Raw genomic sequence first — 17,965 nt, forward strand, 5'->3', positions numbered from 1 at the left:
ATGAAAAATACTTTTCTAATTATATTATCCCTGTTTGCAGTCACATCATGTCAGAAAGAAATCGATCTTGATCTTGAAGATCAGAGTGGAAAAATAGTCATTGAAGGCAATGTGACGGATCAGGCAGGTCCTTATGTGGTAAAGATTACCAAATCTGTACCATTTACACAACCCAACCAATACCCGGCAGTCACCGGTGCGCAGGTCGTTTTGAGTGATAATACCGGACAGACTGAAACTTTACATTATATAGGAGATGGTCAATATCAGACCACAGCATTTGTAGGGGCATCAGGTAGAACTTATACTCTGAAGATACAGGCGGAAGGACAGCAATATACTGCCCAGAGTACGATGCCTGAACCCGTTGATTTTGAAGGTCTGGCCCAGGATTCCTTTAAGTTTGGAGATAAAATTAGCTATACTCTTTTGCCAATTTTTACTGATCCTTCAGTATTGGGAAACCGGTATCTGTTTTCTTTCACCGTTAATAATTTATCTAAAAAATACATTAATGTATTCTCAGACAATCTCAATAACGGATTACCGAATCAGCGTCCTTTAATGATGCCTAATGATGACAGTGACGGAGCAGATCATGAGGTTGTACCGGGAGACAGCATCCATGTAGAAATGCAAAGCATAGATAATAACGTATTTACATTTTACAGTGCTCTTCTCGATATTTCCGGTGGCGGAGGCAGCGGCGTAACTCCTGCTAATCCTCCGGGTAATATCAGCAACGGGGCATTAGGCTACTTTTCAGCACATACGCAAAGCAGACAGAGTTTTGTGATCCAGTAGATAACACAACCCTATAGATAAGGCATTCCAAACATAAAGGAATGCCTTTTTTGTTGACCGTAGAAATAAGGTTTGTCCTCAGGATAAAAGTGGCCTTTTGAGCGATGAATGCATTTCTGCAAATGGATGGATGTTGTGAAAGATCAATTCTTGAAGGAAGGAGCCGTTTTGAATTATCGCTTTTGGAATAACCTGCTGACATACTCTTGTCACTACTCTGCCGTAGCTTTGTCTAAATTAAAAGCAAGACAAAATGAAATTAACATCATTAAGAATTATTACCAAAGACATCAGGTCATCTGTGTCGTTTTATGAACAAATAACCGGTTTAAAAGCCCAATGGTATACGGAAGATTTTGCAGAACTTTCCATGCCGTTAATCACCATCGCGATTGGAAGTACACAGACGATGAAGCTTTTTGGTGAACATATGACAGAATCCGAAAGCACCCAAAGTACCATTATCGAATTCCTGGTGTCAGATGTAGATGGAGAATACGAAAGAATTAAAGAAGTTACTGATCACATTGTTCAGGAACCTACCACCATGCCATGGGGTAACCGATCGCTTCTGTTTCGGGATCCGGACGGAAATCTAATCAATTTTTTCACACCGGTAAGTGCAGAAGCGGTGAAAAAATTCAGCTAAAGTGCTCATGACACTACTATTCAATAGGAACGGACTTTAGTCCGTTCACCTATAATAAACCTTCAGGATTGAATTTATAATCTGGAAGGGAAAGGAAAATCTGATCGGAACAAATAAAAATAAAAAAGGAGGGGGAACCCTCCTTTTTTGTTTGTAATAATAACCTGTTAATTGAACTTCTTTATATGTATTTGTGTTTTATTTTGATCATTTGCTTTTTCAGGAAGCCCATTACAGGTTATTCATACACTTCAATTCATCAGTTGTCGTATGAATTTTCATCATTTTTGTGTTTTTTATAATTATAGTTTATTATTTTTCCACTATAATCATTTGTGTTTTGTATAAAATTTTAAATTAAAAAAGCATTTTGTGTTTGGTTATGCAATTTTTCAATCCCTTAATTTTATACTGCAAAGTAACGACATTACTGAATACTAATCACAATAAACACCGTCGATACATATCGGGAGCGCCATAGATATTTATCGACACTTTGGTGTTTTTGTCGTATAGAAGCGTAAAAATATCTTTTAGTGAGTCTAAATTTTATGGTGTGTTTTGATCAGATCGATCAACTCAACAAGGTTTTCTATTTTTAATTTTTCAAAAATATTCTTTTTGATAGTACTTACTGTATTTTGCTTTATGTTTAAATGATTCGCAATTTCCAGATTTCCAAGCCCGTCTGCGTACATTTCTGCGATTTGTAATTCTCTTTTCGTTAAGGGACTGAGTGGGCTTATCAGGTCCGGATTAAAGACGAACTGTACCATTAAGCTTCTGGAAAGATCGGAGAAATACTCTCCTTTTTCAATGAAATTCAGGATGGCCGCCCTTACCTCCTCTTCTTCACTCAATTTACTCAGGTATCCGTTCGCTCCTGCCTTAATGAATTTAAGAGCATGCAGATCCTCTTCCAGACCCGTAAAGATCAGGATTTTGAGATTCGGATTAGCTATCTTCATCTGTGGTAAAATATGTAAACTGTTTCCGTCCGGGAAATGAGCATCAATAATGGCCATTTCGATCCCTTTGGATTCCACCAGCTCCACCACCTGCTGTAAAGACGAAGTATGATACACTTTCGCATGGGGAGCAATATCATCGATGATGATCTCAATTCCCTGTCGTACAATGCTGTGATCGTCCGCCAGAAGGAATACAATCTCTCTGTTTTCAACCGGTAGTTCCATTATGTATTAGTTTTTAAAATGATTCTGAATGTTATTGTTGTTCCTTTATGAAGCTTGCTGGAGACGGATATATCACCATCAAAAAGCTCTACAATCTCCTTGCACAGATTCAGACCTAAACCTGCGCCCAGATTGTCCACTTCATCAGAAACCATTCCCTGATAATAGGGATCAAAAATTTTCCCAAGGTCAGATTCCGATATTCCGATACCGGTATCGCTTACCGTGGTGATCAGGGTGACCTTATTTTCATCCACAGGCTCAGTAACCATGGTAAGATCGATCTGCCCGTTTTCTGTGAACTTGTTGGCGTTCCCGAGAATATTCATAAAAATCTGATTGATTCTTATATTATCCGAGTTGACAACAACATCTTCAGGAATTCTGTCTGTTACGACAAATCTGTTATTCCGGGTTTCAAGATAAGGAGTAATCACCTCCACGATGGACCCAATCTCATTTTTAAGATTAAAAACAGACTTTATAAGTTCCTTCTCAGCGTTTTCATTCTTGGTATACTCCAGGATCTGGTTAGATTGCAGCAATAAGGTACTGTTGGTAAATTTTATGGATTTCAGGTAGTCTTTTATCGTCTCGTCCTGCGTGGTTCTGTGAATTTTATCAATAAAAATATTAATGATCTTGAGTGGTGACCTCAGATCATGGCTCAGCATTCCCAGAATCCTGTTTTTAAAATTAAGGTTCTTTTTAATTTCGTCATTGGCAGCATTAAGTTTCCTTTCATATATAAAAGCCACGCGGGTAAAATACATAATCAAAATAGAGACGATGAACATCAGTACCATAAGTCCCAATACCAGATAGGTCCTGATCCTGTTATTGCTTGAGCTTTGTTCGCTATACTCTTTTTCAAGCTGTGATTTGAAATCGTTAATCGCACTTTCGTACACCTCAATCAGTCCGTTGCTGTACACCAGAAGTTTACTGAAATTACTGTAAAACTGCAGATTATCTCTCTGATTTTTAGCAGCAATGAGCTGAGCCTTCTTTACCTCCGCTGCATAATGCCTGTTCATGGATTTAATGGTATTGTCGATTTCCGACTGTACGTTGGAAATATCTACTGTTTTATCATTGGAGAGGGTAATGACTGTATTTTCTTTCTGCACATTCACTTTTCCTGTTATGGCATCTTTTAAGCGCCCCATAAACCGTTTCTTCTTAATGGTATCCGTATAGGTACGCGTCTGTATTTTGAGATTTTCAAAATCTCCTTTGTACTTTTCGGGTTCATATTGTTTGTCCTGGATTTTGGCAGGAGGGTTCATCGAAGACTGATAAACCGAATCAATCAGTACTTTCAGCTTTGTGATCTTTACTGTATCCTGCTTATGAAGTGCAAGATTCTTTTTCAACCTTGGACTTGAGTTTTCGTATTCACCAATTTTGTCAAAATTGGTTCTTAGCTTTTTCAGTGACTGAAAATAAAGTTTAAGATCTTTATCATCCTGGCTTACCATATATTTCTGAAGATGTTCCTGGGCATCGAGGAAGTCTTTCCTTGAGTTATCGGTCAGCCCCCCCAGCGCCCTGCTTTCTTCCAGCTGGTTCTTGATGAAGTTTAGCTTCTTTTCATTAACGAATTCAGTATAAAAAAATATGGCAATAATTACCTGTATCAGGAGAATACACAGGATCAGTGAGTAATGAACAATTTTCCTCAATTTAAAATTTAAAAATTTATATTTCATATGTATTTATCAGATAAAGTTAATTTCCTAATGACTTATCTTCAAGGCATGAGGCATTAATGATACCATTCAAAATTTTGTGTTCTTTGTTTAGCATTTAATTAGCAAAGTTAAAGTAATTTTTGGCTTGTTATAAAAGTAAATTCGTGATAAAATTCCGATGATTTAATTTTATTTAACATTAAAACAGACCGTAAATTTCAGTTTTTGCTTGTGTAAAACTTTTTTTTTAGATCAACTGCAAAAACCAAGGCCTTCAATAAAATATTTTACAAATGTGTATTTTTTAAGGATATGGTCCCGATATTTATCCCTCTTCCTCAACTCTTTACACGCAGAACTGCCATCTTCTGCCAGCAAATGCTTCTTCTATAACAAAAAATATTCACTTTGAACCTTATCGACCGCCGATGTATACGAACTATTTAGCTATTGATGATGTTACGTTTTATGAATCTATACTGATATCCGGTTTTCATATCGCGATCATTAGTTTTTTCTATTTTCCTTCCCGGATCATACAATGATATTTTCCTAACTTGTCCTGTTTAAAAAATATTAATCACACCCCAATCCTATCTGAGCCGCAACACTTACAGTTCGAACATCATATCCGTCTCAGATGGTGGTATTGGAAAAAGATAACAGTAAAACAGCTTCATATCTTATGAAAAGTAAAGATTTAAATTCTCAGAGAGGTTTTACGTTCAGTAAGCATACACCGGAAGAAGTATCCCATTTTGACCGGGTCTTTGATGTATTCAAAGATCTGTTGACCCATACTTCTGGTGATATTGAAGAGGCGTTCGAGTGGCTGGACATGCTCGACAGGGAATATGACATTTTCAGCGCTGAATATACGCTTCAGGATTTTGAGGAAGACCTGAAAAAACGCGGCTATATTAAGGAAGAAGAACCTGAAGAAGGTAATTCTGGAAAGGGAAAGGGGAAAAATCTCCTTACCCCGAAGCTGGAGGCTGCCTTACGGGAATATGCATTGGACCAGATTTTCGGAAAACTTAAAAAAAGTGGCGCTGGCAATCACCGTACCGCAAAAACAGGAACCGGTGATGAACGCGAAGGCGAGAGCCGTTCTTTTCAGTATGGGGATGACCTATCCTCTGTCAATATGACTGAAACCCTAAAGAATGCCCAGATCAATAACGGAATTTCAGATCTGCGTCTTACAGAAGATGACCTCATTGTAGAAGAAACGAAACACAAAGCTCAGATGAGTACGGTGCTCATGATTGACATCAGCCACTCGATGATCCTGTATGGTGAAGACCGCATCACTCCCGCCAAGAAAGTAGCTATGGCCCTGGTAGAGCTTATTAAACGGAAATATCCAAAAGACTCCATAGACATTATTGTTTTTGGAAATGAAGCATGGCCGATCAAAATCAAAGATCTTCCTTATCTAAAGGTGGGACCTTACCACACGAATACGGTCGCGGGACTGGAACTGGCCATGGATATTCTCCGTAGAAAAAGAAATACCAACAAGCAGATCTTTATGATCACAGATGGTAAGCCAAGCTGTATTCAGCTGCCGACCGGTGAATTCTACACCAACAGCTACGGACTGGACGAAATGATTGTTACCCAGTGTCTCAACAGGGCGGCACAAGCCCGGAAACTGAAAATTCCCATTACCACCTTTATGATTGCCCAGGATCCGTACCTGCGTCAGTTTGTGGAAGCATTTACAGCCCAAAATAAAGGAAAAGCTTTTTTAACTGGTCTTTCCGGTCTGGGACAAATGATTTTTGAGGATTATGAGAAAAACAGAGTCAAGCGGATATAGAGAACGTGAGTTTCAACCTGATCGTTAAAACTAACGATAAGTATTTGCATATAAATAGTATTATTACCTAAAGAAAATGAAAAACGATATTACATTCAAAGAATTAAAAGAATCCGGTTATACTGATAAAACAATCAATGAAGAGATCCAGGCCAACCTGATTGCCCGGATCAGGGCTAAAGAACCTGTATTTGAGGGTCTCTGGGGCTATGAAGATACCGTAATTCCCCAACTGAAAAAGGCTATCCTTGCCGGCCATCACATCAACCTTCTGGGGTTAAGGGGCCAGGCTAAGACCAGGATCGCCAGAAGTATGGTAGATCTTCTCGATGAATACATGCCCGTTGTAAAAGGCTCCGAAATCAATGACAGCCCGTTTCGCCCGATATCAAAATTCGCTAAAGATCTCCTGGCAGAGCTTGGTGATGAAACTCCGATTTCGTGGGTACACCGTTCGGACCGGTTCTTCGAAAAGCTGGCAACTCCTGATGTGAATGTTGCTGACCTGATCGGTGATATAGATCCTATCAAGGCCGCGACTCTCAAGCTTCCTTATTCTGATGAGCGTGTATTGCATTACGGAATGATCCCCCGCTCCAACCGTTCTATATTTGTATTGAACGAGCTTCCGGATTTACAGGCAAGAATTCAGGTATCGCTGTTTAACATCCTGCAGGAAGGAGATGTTCAGATCCGGGGATTCCAGCTGAGAATGCCCCTGGATATTCAGTTTGTATTTACAGCCAATCCGGAAGATTATACCAACCGGGGAAGTATTGTAACACCACTGAAAGACAGGATAGGTTCACAGATTTTTACCCACTATCCCCATACGATTGCCCTTGCAAGAAAAATAACGGAACAGGAGGCCCTGATCTCAGCTGAAGACAAATCGAAGATCAAGGTTCCTGATCTGGCCAAAGATCTTTTGGAAGAAGTTGCTTTTGCAGCCCGTGTCAGCGAATATGTAGATGCGAAAAGTGGGGTAAGTGCCCGTCTGACCATCAGTGCAATGGAGAATCTGATGGCGGCAGCAAAATTGCGTCTGATTGAATCCGGAGCTGAAAAAACAACAGTCCGTCTGCTTGATTTTATGTCTATCGTCCCTTCCATTACAGGAAAGATTGAGCTGGTATATGAAGGAGAACAGGAAGGTGCAGACTTTGTTGCCAAAATGCTTATCGACAAAGCAGTCATGAGGCAGTTCGAAGAGATCTTCCCCCGTATTCCGAAGCTGGAAAAAGAGGGAATCAATACCGCCTACACCGAACTCATCAGATGGTTTAACAAAAATCATCTGGAACTGAATTACAATGATTCGGATGAAGAATTTTATGCTAAACTTAACAAGATTAACCCTTTGGTGACTGTGGTTGAAGAAAATGCATCGGAATTTAGCTTGGAAGATCAGAATTTCTGTAAAGAACTGGTGCTTTGGGCATTGACCATCAGCAATAAAATTGACAAGTCTGAAAATCAGAATGCTTTTACTTTTGATTCGCCGGGTATTGGACAGTTTTTGCGTAATTAGAAACAGACTATACAAAGTTTGAAATTTAAAATCAGAATAGCCTCTTCTTATGCTGTTCTACCTATACAAAACCGCTTCACAATTGATGAGGCGGTTTTTTATACCTTTTCTGATAGGCATGGTCTCCCAAATTTATACCCATGAATTAAATTATGAGGAGAATACGGATAGCACAGCTTTCTATTTTGAAGACATCAGTTTAAAGGCGGTAGGACGCATATTGGTCAGCTGCTGAAACATATTGCTGAATGCAGAGATATTGGAGTATCCGATCTGATAGGCAATCTCACTCATACTCAAATCTGTTTCCTGCATTAATTCCATGGCACGGATGATCCTGATCATTTTGAGATACTGCACAAATGAGACTTGTAGCTCATTACTAAAAAAGCGGGTAAAGCTTCGCACGCTCATGGCAAACCGCATGCTCATGTATTCCAGTGTAAGGGGACTTTCCAGGTTTTCCCTGATGAAGGTTAACATTTCATTCAGCCGCGGGTGGTCGGTCACAGGAAGCTGAATAGAGAATTTCTTCAGATCTTCCCGCGGAAGCAGATGCTTCAGGGTCAGCAGATATTCATATTCCCATGAACCCGGAAGAAAATCTCCATTCCATTGGCTGCAGAATTTCAGAAGCTCTGAGAGTAAACTGCTGACCGGATATATTCCCAGATCGTCATAAAAATGATGATCCGCCTCCTCGTGATCCGGAAAATAGATGTTGATAATATGCAGATTTCTGGAATTGAACATCAGGTTATGGGCATATTTTTTAGGCATCCAGATATAGTGATTCAAAGGAACATAAAGGTCCTTTTCTTTGGTGCGAAGATTGGCCATCCCATCAGTTACCAGCAGCAATTGTCCTTTCTCGTGCTTATGCATCGGGAGTTTTTGTTCCCATTGCGTCCTTATGACGGATATCGAGGCAGGACAGCCATCTACCCTTTCTGCCAGTTCTTTTAAAATGCTCATTGATTCAAATTTAATTAATACCCTAGTAGCTGCCTTTCGAAATTTTGGCCTGAATTAACAAAAATAAGGCTAATAATACAAAAAGTATGCTGGTCTTACCAGATAATTTTGCTGGTACAAATAAGTTACCCATGAAAGAATACGTATATGCGCTTTGCCTTATGATATTACCGATGGCAGTATGGGCTCAGATACCGGAACCGGACAGTCCTGAACTGCTGACCCTGGAAGAAGTATGGAAAATAGCAGCAGCCCAAAACAGGCACCTTCTGCTGGCTGATCTTAACCGTCAGGAAAGCAAAATTGCCATTCTTGAGGCTAAAGATAAACTTTTGCCAGAACTTACTCTTGCCGGAGATTTCAGACTGAATTCAAAATTTCTGATTTATGACAATGGTCTTTTCTCGTCACCGCAGGATGTTCCCATTTCAAAATATGGATATGCAGCAGGTTACCATTTTAATCTCAATCTTTATAACGGAGGAAAAGACAGGCGAGCGGTCAGAATAAAAGAAGAGGAAGAGCTTCACAGACAATATGAATTTGACCTTCAAAGGAATAATGTAAACTACGCCATTGCTGTGGCATATTATGATTTGTATAAGTTTCTACAGTTCAGAGATTTTATTACTGCAGAAATAGCTGCAGAAAAGAAACAGCTATCAACGATAGAAAGTCTTAACAGGAACGGAATCGTTCTGAAAAGTGATGTATTACGTACTTCTTTAAAACTGTCTCAGATGGAACTCAGTTTTTCGGATGTATCAAAAAAAATAGAGATCGCCAGCCAGAGACTCAATACGCTGATGGGAAGGGAGGCTGAACAGTCGGTTGCAATTCCTTACCGGGAATTATTGCTTACAGACTCAATAAAAAATACTGGATATCCGGAGTACATGGACGTGGCGCTCAATAATTCTCCTGAATTAAAAATAGCCTCCAGTGAAATCCGGATCAGTGAGCTGACCGAAAAACAGACGAGATCCGCCAGACTTCCCAAAGTATCCCTGTATTCCGATTATAATTACACCTATCCGCAGGTTTCGTTTTATCCCTATTCCAATGCGCTGTGGGGATATGGGCAGACCGGAGTAAGAATGCAGTTTTCTCTGGACAATCTTTACAAAAGCAAACATTCCATTGCCCATGCCCGCACGATAAGTCTTCAGCAAAAAGAAAAAGCCGGCATAAGAAAGGATGAAATAAGCCTTCAGGTGAAGGAAGCCTACCTGCAACAGATACAGGCCTCCGAGAGTGTAGAGACAGCGGAAAAAAACATCGCACAAAGCACAGAAACCGTCCGCGTTATCCGAAACAGTTACCTTAATCAGGAATCATTACTTACTGACCTTCTGGATGCAGAAAATGTACTGCTCGAGGCCAGATTCAGCCTCACCTCTGCCCTTGTCAATCTGAAACTGAGCCATATCAGATTATTGGCTATCACAGGAACACTTTAATATCAACATGTATGAAAAATAACAGAACAGATAAAATCGTAGCCACTGCTACTCAATGGTTTGGAATCGCCTTATTAATTGTCCTGATCTCATGGACAGGATTGTATTTCTGGAAAGGAACACGGTATGAAGAAACCAATGATGCGCAGATAGACGCATACCTCTCCCCCATCAATGCAAAGGTAGGCGGCTATATCAGCAAGATCAGCTTTAGAGATAACCAGGAAGTACAAAAGGGAGATACACTGGTCGTCATTGAACGTGAAGAGTATGGATTGAAAAAAGAAGCCGCCCTGGCAGAACTTACAAGCTCCCGGGCAAAGCTTGGCATACTTAGTGCCAATGAGGAAACACAGCTTGAAAACATTGAGGTCAGCAGAGCTCAGGAGGCAGGATCACGGGCGAGACTCGCACAGCAGCAGAAAGAATACCAGCGTTATAAGAGTCTTCTGGAGGATGAATCTACCACCCAACAGAAATTTGATAATGTACACACCTCTTTGGTGATCAATCAATCCGATTACGAGCAGGCCCGCGCGTCCTTACGGGTAGCTGAATCTAAGCTGAATGATGTGAGGGCACAACGTGCAGCCGTGAATGCAGAGATCAGCATAAAGGAAGCTTTACTGAAAAGACAGAATCTGGATATCCGGTATACAGTTATTACCGCTCCTTTTGACGGCAAGATAGGAAAGAAATCCATCCAGGAAGGACAGTTGATACAGCCCGGACAAACCCTGGCATTTGTGGTCAATACATCTGAGCAGAAATGGGTAGTGGCCAACTTTAAGGAGACTCAGATCAGAACATTCACTATCGGACAGAAGGTCACCGTAGAAACAGATGCCTATCCCGGAGAAAAATTCGGAGGAATTATAGAGTCTCTGTCACCTACTACGGGATCCCGGTACTCTCTTCTGCCGCCTGATAATGCAACCGGAAATTTCGTGAAGATTACCCAGCGCATCCCGGTACGGATCAAGCTGACCGACAGCAGCATGAAGCTTGCCAAGCTTTCTGCAGGAATGAATGCCAATGTTTATGTTCTAAAATAGCAGATATGCAGATTCATCTTATTCCCGTTTTTAGAGAATGGATCCCTGAGTGGCTCGCACGAACACTTATTTTTGGGATCCTGATGACCTCTCTTTTTAGTTTTGCAGCGTACAGCAGTCCCGCGGCGGTAATGGGCTATTATGGTGTAGAGCCCGCGGATGTACAGTATGGTATGGTGATTACCTATGGCTCAGCAGTTACTTTTTTGGCCCTGGATTTCCGTATTGTGAAGTATTTTACTTCGCGAAAATATCTTCTGACAGGCCTTATCCTGAATTCGGTGTCTTCACTGGCCTGCTTTTATAGCAAAAGCTGGATTCTTTTCCTTTTGAGTGGATTTGTTCAGGGAATCGCCTGTGCCCTGCTCTGCAGCATTGTTCTCCAAATGACATTTCCACGCCTGCATTCTACCAGAGCCAGGATCATAGGCTACACTCTGCTGTATGCAGGAATACAGATCTCGGTTCCTTTTTATGCCATCTATTCCAGTATAATGCTCCAATTTTTTGACTTCAATTGGTTGTTTTACGGACAGAATGTTGTATTGATGGCTATGGCTGTTATTGTCTGGGTCACCATGAATGCAAAAGCCAGATTTCATAAAAAATTCCCGCTTTTCCAGGTAGATTGGGCCGGATACTTCTTCTATACCCTATTCTGTCTTACACTGGGTTATATTTTAGTTTATGGACGGCAATCCGGATGGTTTGACAGCTCTGTTATTACGGTACTGAGTATTTTTGCGGTAGTACTTCTGACGATTTTCATCGCCAGAGAAATGTCTGTAAAGCGCCCGCTTATCAATCTGCGGATTTTCAGGACCGGCAATTGTATCATAGGCCTGCTCTTGCTTGTTGTTTTCTACATTTTTAAGGGAACAACAGGGCTTACCTATGCCTATGTGGAAACCATTTTAAAAACTGATCCGCTGCACACGATTCCTATGTGGATCTCTGTTATTATGGGAACCGTTCTCAGTATGTTTGTAACTTCAAGGTTACTATTATCCGGGACACCTCTTGTACGGCTGATCCTTTCAGGTTTTGTCATCATGGCTTTGTATTATTTTTATATGCTGGAATTTGTTTCAGTAACCGGGGATTCCACAGACTTTATATTTCCCTTGTTTATTTATGGGGTTGCTACAGGGGTTCTGTTTGTTCCCATCGTTACCTTTACCGCATCTGCAGCCCCTCCGTCAATAGCATTCAACGCATCTCTTATCGGTATTTTCTCACGTTTTGTTGGGTTTTGTATCAGTATCGCTATTAATAATCAGGTACAGTTATTGACAAAATCTTCTGCGAGAGAACAAATTCGTGAAAGCGTGGAAGCAACCAATTCCCGGCTTCCCCTCGTTTTAGAGGATATCAGGAGCTCTTATCTGAACGCAGGCAACGATGTATACAACGCACAGGAGGCATCACAAATTCACTTCAATAGCCTTATCAAAGAACAGATCCTGATAAGAGCAACCCGTGATTATTACTATATTATGCTGGCCGGATTGTTGTGCATCCTTCTTATTCTTTTTCTTTTGCCTAAAATCCGGAAGGTTGTATTGAACCTTCGTAAAGGGAATATCCCCTATTAAGGCAGGTATTAGGTTACCACCAAGTTGATTTGATGAACTGGGCTAAAACCTTTATACTATTTAAACCATTAAGTTTTTAGGTGGTAAGATAAGGTAAGAATATGGCTAAAGCTACTATGGAATGTTTCATTAAAATCCTGTGGAGACAATTATTTATTTCTTTTATTTGTATTATAATATCGTCTGCAATCCTCAGACTTTTTGACTTATGGAAGACCATCTTACTTGTATCTATAGAGTGATCAATTTTATAGAACAGAATTACGATCAGCCGATCTCTGTAAAGGAACTGGAAGACATATCCCACTATTCCTACAGAAATATCCAGCGTATTTTTAAGTACAGCTGTGGTGAAACCATAGGTGCATTTCAGCAGAGACTTAAGGTAGAAAATGCCTATAAGCGCATCCTTTATACCAAAGAAAATCTCACTTCTATTGCCCTTGAAGTTGGATTTGCCAATATTGCCTCTTTTTCCAAAGCTTTTAAGTTGCATTTCGGTATTTCTCCGAAAGCAGCAAGGCTCAGCAAGGAGCAGCTTCTCTCCAGGGAGAATCTTATCCCGGTAACCTCTGAGGTACTTCTGGAACCCGAAATTGTATATCTCAAACCCTTACAGGTTTATTATCAAAGTACGACAACCTATTACAACAACGAGGAGATTGAAGTCCTTTGGGAAAAGTTTATGAAGAATGAATTTCCGGACTCCGGCACAGGATATTTTGGTGTGATAGCCGATGAACCCCTGATCAAGACTGAGATAAACTGCAGGTATGACGCATGTGCTACCCTACAGGCCCTCCATAAAAAACTACCAGCAAAAAAGATCCTCGGTGGCCGGTATGCCCGATTTACCCATACGGGCAGCTATGAAACAATAGATGAAACCTATACTAAAATCTATTCCCGATGGATTTTTAATTCCGGTCTTGAGTTTTCGCATACCCCGATTATAGAACATTATGAGCGGCATAGTCTCCATCCGGATCATCTGGATGAACAGCTTACTTATATTTTACTGCCATTAAAGTAAGTTGTCAATTCCGGACAAGTCTTTCACCATGCCTCTTACTAATTTTGCCCTGTTAAAAATAAATCAGTTATGCAAAAAAAGAAAATCATGTCCCTTTTGTTTCCTGCTCTTTTACTTTCATGTTCTCCCACAGACTTGCCTGAAACACCAGATACAGGAAATCCCGGATCTATAGCGTATACAATGCCGGAAGAATCTGCACCGCACGAGGGAACCTGGCTTCAATGGCCCCATGCCCACCAATATGGAGTGACCTACCGAAACCGTCTGGATGCTACATGGGTTGCAATGACCAGAGAATTGGTACAGAGTGAAAAAGTTCATATCATCGCTTACGACAATACTGAGAAAGAGCGTATTTTAGGACTGTTGAGCAGTGCCGGAGTACCGGTTGCCAATATTACGTTTAAGCTGTATCCAACTGATGATTTCTGGGTGAGAGACAACGGGCCTATCTATGTAAAAGATCAGAACGGCCAGTTATTCATCCAGGATTGGGGGTTTAATGGATGGGGCGATAAAGCCGAGTACAGCAACTGTAATGCTGTACCTTCTAAGATTGCTTCAGACACCAATATTCCAAAAATCGACCTCAACTCGGTAATGATCAATGAAGGCGGAAGTGTCGAAATTGATGGAAATGGTGTTTTAATGGCCTGTAAAAGCTCTATTCTGAACAGCAACCGTAATCCTGGGATGACGCAGCAGCAGGCTGAGGCCATATTCACAAAAAATTTAGGGGTAACCAAATTTATCTGGCTGAACGGTAAAGCCGGCCTTGATATCACTGACATGCACATTGACGGCTTTGCAAGATTTGCCAACAAGTCTACCATTATTACGATGAATTCTGATGATCTGGCCTACTGGGAGGTTCCGGACAGCGATATTGACAAGCTCTATGCTGCCACAGGAAAAACGGGTGCTGCCTATCAGTTTGTAAAAGTCCCTCTGACCCAAAATGAAGTGGTAACGACCTATGGGGAGAATGTTGGCCGTGCTTCTTACATCAATTATTATATTGCCAATAACCGCGTTCTGGTTCCTAATTATAACGATCCGAATGATGCCGTTGCCAACCAGATCATTCAGCAGCTGTATCCCGACAAAAAAGTAGTTGGAATCGATTGCCGGAATTTATTTGCCAATGGCGGTATGGTACATTGTGTAACGCAACAGCAACCCAAGTAAAATCATCGCAAAAAAGCTGGTCCCAACCGGCAAAGAGTCGCGGAAAAATAACGTAAATTTGCCCATCCATCTTTAAGGATGGGCTTTTTACTTTATATATCATGAAAAAAACAGCACTTTCTTTATTGGCCCTTTGTATACATATCATTTCTCAGGCTCAGAATTTTGAGGTCATTCCATTAGGAATCTATGGTGGCGAGCAGGAAGATAATTTATCCGCGTATTTGGTAGGTGCGCCGGAAGAGCAGGCATTTCTTTGTCTTGATGCGGGTACCATAAACACCGGAATACGAAAGGCCATTGCCATGAAAAGCCTTACTGCATCTGAGGAAACCGTACTGCGGGATCAGATCAAAGGTTATTTTATTTCGCACGGTCATCTGGATCATGTATCAGGACTTATTATCAATTCGCCTGCAGATTCTAAAAAGGATATTTTCGCAATAGCACCGGTGCTTCAAATCCTTCAGAACCACTATTTTATCACAGATACCTGGATTAATTTTGCCGATCAGGGTCAGAAACCTATTTTGGGCAAATATCACTATAATGAACTGAAGGAGGGAACAGAAATTCCGGTTCAGAAAACCTCACTTTATATCACCGGATATGAACTGAGCCACGTAAACCCATACAAAAGCAGCGCTGCCCTGGTAAGGAAAGATGATCATTACCTGCTTTATCTGGGAGATACAGGCGCCGACCGCATCGAAAAGGCTGACCGTCTGAATATGCTTTGGAATACAGTAGCTCCGCTGATCAAAAAAGGACAATTAAAGACCATTCTGATTGAAGTATCCTTTCCTAATAAACAGCCGGAACATCTCTTGTTTGGTCATCTCACACCCAACCTTCTCGTGGAAGAGCTGGGAAAACTTAAAGAAAAAACCGGCCTTAAAAGCCTGGAAGGTCTAAATATCATGGTGACCCACAGAAAGCCCACGGGAGATAATCCTGAGATCATAAAAGAAGAACTACTGAAGAACAATTCTTTAAAAGTCAACTATATTTTCCCTGAACAGGGCAAAAAAATCAGTTTACCGTAAATAATGCAAAAAGCTGAGACCCTAAGGGTCTCAGCTTTTTTTCTTACCAGGGCGAAAGAATAGAATTTTTCGATGCTACGCCCTCTTTATAAAGTCTGTAAAACCTTCGCTGCATTTTCATGCTTAGGATTGATTTGCAATACCTTTTGATAATTTTCTTTAGCCTTATCTTTCTGTCCCGCATTCAGATAGGCTTCGCCTAAACTATCATATACATTATCACTTTTAGGGTACAACAGTGTATTCACGCGCAAAACGTCAATAGATTTAGTGTAATCTTTTTTTCGAAGCAAGTCATAGCCAGCTTCGTTGATGAACCTTTCTGACAGCTGCTCATGATCAGGGTCCGCAGTTTTAGCTTTCTGATAGGCAGCAAGGCCTCGATCAAATTGTCCTTCCAGAATCAGCTCCAAAGGCACTTTTTCATCTTTGCTCATCAGATCACCTCTCAAGCGGACCGTTTTCTTATCAGGCAAAAGCTGAATGAGCTCTTTCTTCTCTGTTTTATCATTTTTCGTAAACTTTACCTTATAATCCCAATTTCTCAGAGCATAGAAGTTCTCTCCTACTTTAATCAGCTCTTCCGGATTTTCTACATTGTTGACCATCATCAGTTTCCCTTTCTCCTGATAAATTCTGCAAACCCCATATTGATTGAGATGGTAACGACCCACATGGTCTTTCAGATCATTGGAAGTTAAAGGTAAAATTTTATGGACAGGTGCTACATAATTTGGCCATTGATATACAGCAGCTACTGACCGAAGAAGCTCGCTGACAAATTCGGGCTTATTGGTATTGGTTAAGATCACGACTCCATCACCGCTTGTTGTACTTCCGACAAACTGGGTGGAGAATCCTTCATTCCAACCGCCATGACCAAAGTATCTTTGCCCATCCTTATTTTCAAGGAAAATGCCCAATCCTGTAAATGGTTCGATAAACGGACTTGTAAATTCCTCTGCCATTTTTTTGGAAATAACGGTATGGCTTTTACCGCTCAATGTGTTTTGGATATCAATGATAAACTTAGCATAATCTTCAGCAGTAGTCCACAACCCGGCAGGTGCCTGCTCGGGGTAGGTATGGTACCTACCTGGAACTTTAACCCCACTCTGGTCATAGGCTGTAGCAGCTGATGAAGCTAAAGCTTCCGGCAGTGGCTGTGCAAACGTACTGTTTTGCATATTTAAGGGATCGAGCACGCGTTCTTTCATGAGGGTAGTAAAATCTTTGCCTTCAATATCAATAAGCATCTGCTGCATCACACAATATCCACCCCCGGAATAGCGGAATGGCTTTCCTGGTATTTTATTGACAAAAACCGCAGGCGTATTAGCAGGACTTTGCCCATTTAAAAGCTGAATCAAACCTGGTACCGGTCGACCGGCTTCATATCCCGGAAAGCCTGATACGGTAAGGCCGGCTGTATGGCTTACCAAATTTCTGAGCGTCAATTTTTTATCTTTTGTAAATTCGCTATCGGGAATTTTCCAGGATTTTAAATAGGTATTCACCTCTGCATCTGCATCTATTTTCCCTAGCTCCACTTCCTTTAATGCTGCATAAGCGCTTACCGGTTTACTCATTGATGCTACCTGAAACAGAGTCTGGGTAGTGGCTGGCTTTTTACTTTCGATGTCAGCAAAACCATATGCTTTACTCCAGATTACTCTGGCATTCCTGATCACCGCAATACTGACTGCAGGAATTTTATAATGCTTCATTCTCGATTCAATAGTCCAGGCAGGTTCGCCCTGGAAGCGGACAGCAGGCGCCAATCCTGATTCTACCTGAGCCATCTCATTCTGTATCTGAGAATCTGTTTGTGCGGATAAAGGATTGCTTATCATGCCCAATAAAACGATAGTACAAATAGGTATTTTGGTTTTCATATTATATATTAGTTTA

At 40.9% G+C, this 17,965-nt stretch carries 14 protein-coding genes; 10 read left to right on the forward strand and 4 right to left on the reverse strand.

All coding sequences use genetic code 11. The annotated features are described in order from the left end of the window. Both DRF67_RS10635 and DRF67_RS10640 read left to right on the forward strand, forming a co-directional pair. Entirely contained in the window at nt 1–804 is an 804-nt protein-coding gene (locus tag DRF67_RS10635) for a DUF4249 domain-containing protein (RefSeq protein ID WP_115928284.1), read from the forward strand. A 253-nt stretch (nt 805–1,057) separates the two neighbouring features. After that, the gene (locus tag DRF67_RS10640) at nt 1,058–1,453 is read left to right on the forward strand and encodes a VOC family protein (protein ID WP_115928285.1); all 396 of its coding nucleotides are present in this window, start codon (nt 1,058–1,060) and stop codon (nt 1,451–1,453) included. Between the two features lie 542 nt (nt 1,454–1,995). Here DRF67_RS10640 and DRF67_RS10645 read toward each other — a convergent pair. Continuing rightward, on the reverse strand, nt 1,996–2,649 hold the full coding sequence (locus DRF67_RS10645; protein ID WP_115928286.1) for a response regulator transcription factor: 654 nt from the start codon (nt 2,647–2,649) through the stop codon (nt 1,996–1,998). Continuing rightward, on the reverse strand, nt 2,649–4,334 hold the full coding sequence (locus tag DRF67_RS10650) for a sensor histidine kinase (RefSeq protein WP_228435783.1): 1,686 nt from the start codon (nt 4,332–4,334) through the stop codon (nt 2,649–2,651). Before DRF67_RS10650 ends, DRF67_RS10645 begins: the two co-directional genes overlap by 1 nt. Before the next feature lie 694 nt (nt 4,335–5,028). Here DRF67_RS10650 and DRF67_RS10655 point away from each other — a divergent pair. Then, nucleotides 5,029–6,168 (forward strand): vWA domain-containing protein, encoded by a 1,140-nt coding sequence (locus tag DRF67_RS10655; RefSeq protein WP_115928383.1) that lies wholly within the window; start codon nt 5,029–5,031, stop codon nt 6,166–6,168. Nucleotides 6,169–6,244: 76 nt separating this feature from the next. After that, nucleotides 6,245–7,699, forward strand: coding sequence for a sigma 54-interacting transcriptional regulator (locus DRF67_RS10660; RefSeq protein ID WP_115928288.1), 1,455 nt, complete (start codon nt 6,245–6,247; stop codon nt 7,697–7,699). A gap of 180 nt (nt 7,700–7,879) precedes the next feature. Here the strand turns inward: DRF67_RS10660 and DRF67_RS10665 are convergent, their stop codons facing one another. Next, nucleotides 7,880–8,674, reverse strand: coding sequence for a helix-turn-helix domain-containing protein (locus tag DRF67_RS10665; protein ID WP_115928289.1), 795 nt, complete (start codon nt 8,672–8,674; stop codon nt 7,880–7,882). A 131-nt stretch (nt 8,675–8,805) separates the two neighbouring features. Here DRF67_RS10665 and DRF67_RS10670 point away from each other — a divergent pair, with 131 nt between their 5' ends. From DRF67_RS10670 to DRF67_RS10695, 6 genes are all read left to right on the forward strand, one after another. Next, on the forward strand, nt 8,806–10,134 hold the full coding sequence (locus DRF67_RS10670) for a TolC family protein (RefSeq protein ID WP_115928290.1): 1,329 nt from the start codon (nt 8,806–8,808) through the stop codon (nt 10,132–10,134). A gap of 11 nt (nt 10,135–10,145) precedes the next feature. After that, entirely contained in the window at nt 10,146–11,189 is a 1,044-nt protein-coding gene (locus tag DRF67_RS10675) for an HlyD family secretion protein (RefSeq protein WP_115928291.1), read from the forward strand. A gap of 5 nt (nt 11,190–11,194) precedes the next feature. Further along, entirely contained in the window at nt 11,195–12,784 is a 1,590-nt protein-coding gene (locus tag DRF67_RS10680) for an MFS transporter (RefSeq protein ID WP_115928292.1), read from the forward strand. Between the two features lie 208 nt (nt 12,785–12,992). Next, on the forward strand, nt 12,993–13,817 hold the full coding sequence (locus tag DRF67_RS10685) for an AraC family transcriptional regulator (RefSeq protein WP_115928293.1): 825 nt from the start codon (nt 12,993–12,995) through the stop codon (nt 13,815–13,817). A gap of 69 nt (nt 13,818–13,886) precedes the next feature. After that, nucleotides 13,887–15,008 (forward strand): agmatine deiminase family protein, encoded by a 1,122-nt coding sequence (locus DRF67_RS10690; protein ID WP_115928294.1) that lies wholly within the window; start codon nt 13,887–13,889, stop codon nt 15,006–15,008. A 101-nt stretch (nt 15,009–15,109) separates the two neighbouring features. Then, entirely contained in the window at nt 15,110–16,054 is a 945-nt protein-coding gene (locus DRF67_RS10695; protein WP_115928295.1) for an MBL fold metallo-hydrolase, read from the forward strand. An 86-nt stretch (nt 16,055–16,140) separates the two neighbouring features. Here DRF67_RS10695 and DRF67_RS10700 read toward each other — a convergent pair whose 3' ends face one another. Then, the gene (locus DRF67_RS10700; protein WP_165851780.1) at nt 16,141–17,949 is read right to left on the reverse strand and encodes a serine hydrolase; all 1,809 of its coding nucleotides are present in this window, start codon (nt 17,947–17,949) and stop codon (nt 16,141–16,143) included. Nucleotides 17,950–17,965 lie beyond the last annotated feature (16 nt).

The sequence above is a fragment of the Chryseobacterium pennipullorum genome, assembly GCF_003384725.1.
GTDB classification, from domain to species: domain Bacteria; phylum Bacteroidota; class Bacteroidia; order Flavobacteriales; family Weeksellaceae; genus Chryseobacterium; species Chryseobacterium pennipullorum.

Coding starts and splice junctions, on each gene's coding strand:
- DRF67_RS10635 (WP_115928284.1), top strand. CDS start 1: ATGAAAAATACTTTTCTAATTATATTATCCCTGTTTGCAGTCACATCA.
- DRF67_RS10640 (WP_115928285.1), top strand. CDS start 1,058: ATGAAATTAACATCATTAAGAATTATTACCAAAGACATCAGGTCATCT.
- DRF67_RS10645 (WP_115928286.1), bottom strand. CDS start 2,649: ATGGAACTACCGGTTGAAAACAGAGAGATTGTATTCCTTCTGGCGGAC.
- DRF67_RS10655 (WP_115928383.1), top strand. CDS start 5,029: ATGAAAAGTAAAGATTTAAATTCTCAGAGAGGTTTTACGTTCAGTAAG.
- DRF67_RS10660 (WP_115928288.1), top strand. CDS start 6,245: ATGAAAAACGATATTACATTCAAAGAATTAAAAGAATCCGGTTATACT.
- DRF67_RS10665 (WP_115928289.1), bottom strand. CDS start 8,674: ATGAGCATTTTAAAAGAACTGGCAGAAAGGGTAGATGGCTGTCCTGCC.
- DRF67_RS10670 (WP_115928290.1), top strand. CDS start 8,806: ATGAAAGAATACGTATATGCGCTTTGCCTTATGATATTACCGATGGCA.
- DRF67_RS10675 (WP_115928291.1), top strand. CDS start 10,146: ATGAAAAATAACAGAACAGATAAAATCGTAGCCACTGCTACTCAATGG.
- DRF67_RS10680 (WP_115928292.1), top strand. CDS start 11,195: ATGCAGATTCATCTTATTCCCGTTTTTAGAGAATGGATCCCTGAGTGG.
- DRF67_RS10685 (WP_115928293.1), top strand. CDS start 12,993: ATGGAAGACCATCTTACTTGTATCTATAGAGTGATCAATTTTATAGAA.
- DRF67_RS10690 (WP_115928294.1), top strand. CDS start 13,887: ATGCAAAAAAAGAAAATCATGTCCCTTTTGTTTCCTGCTCTTTTACTT.
- DRF67_RS10695 (WP_115928295.1), top strand. CDS start 15,110: ATGAAAAAAACAGCACTTTCTTTATTGGCCCTTTGTATACATATCATT.
- DRF67_RS10700 (WP_165851780.1), bottom strand. CDS start 17,949: ATGAAAACCAAAATACCTATTTGTACTATCGTTTTATTGGGCATGATA.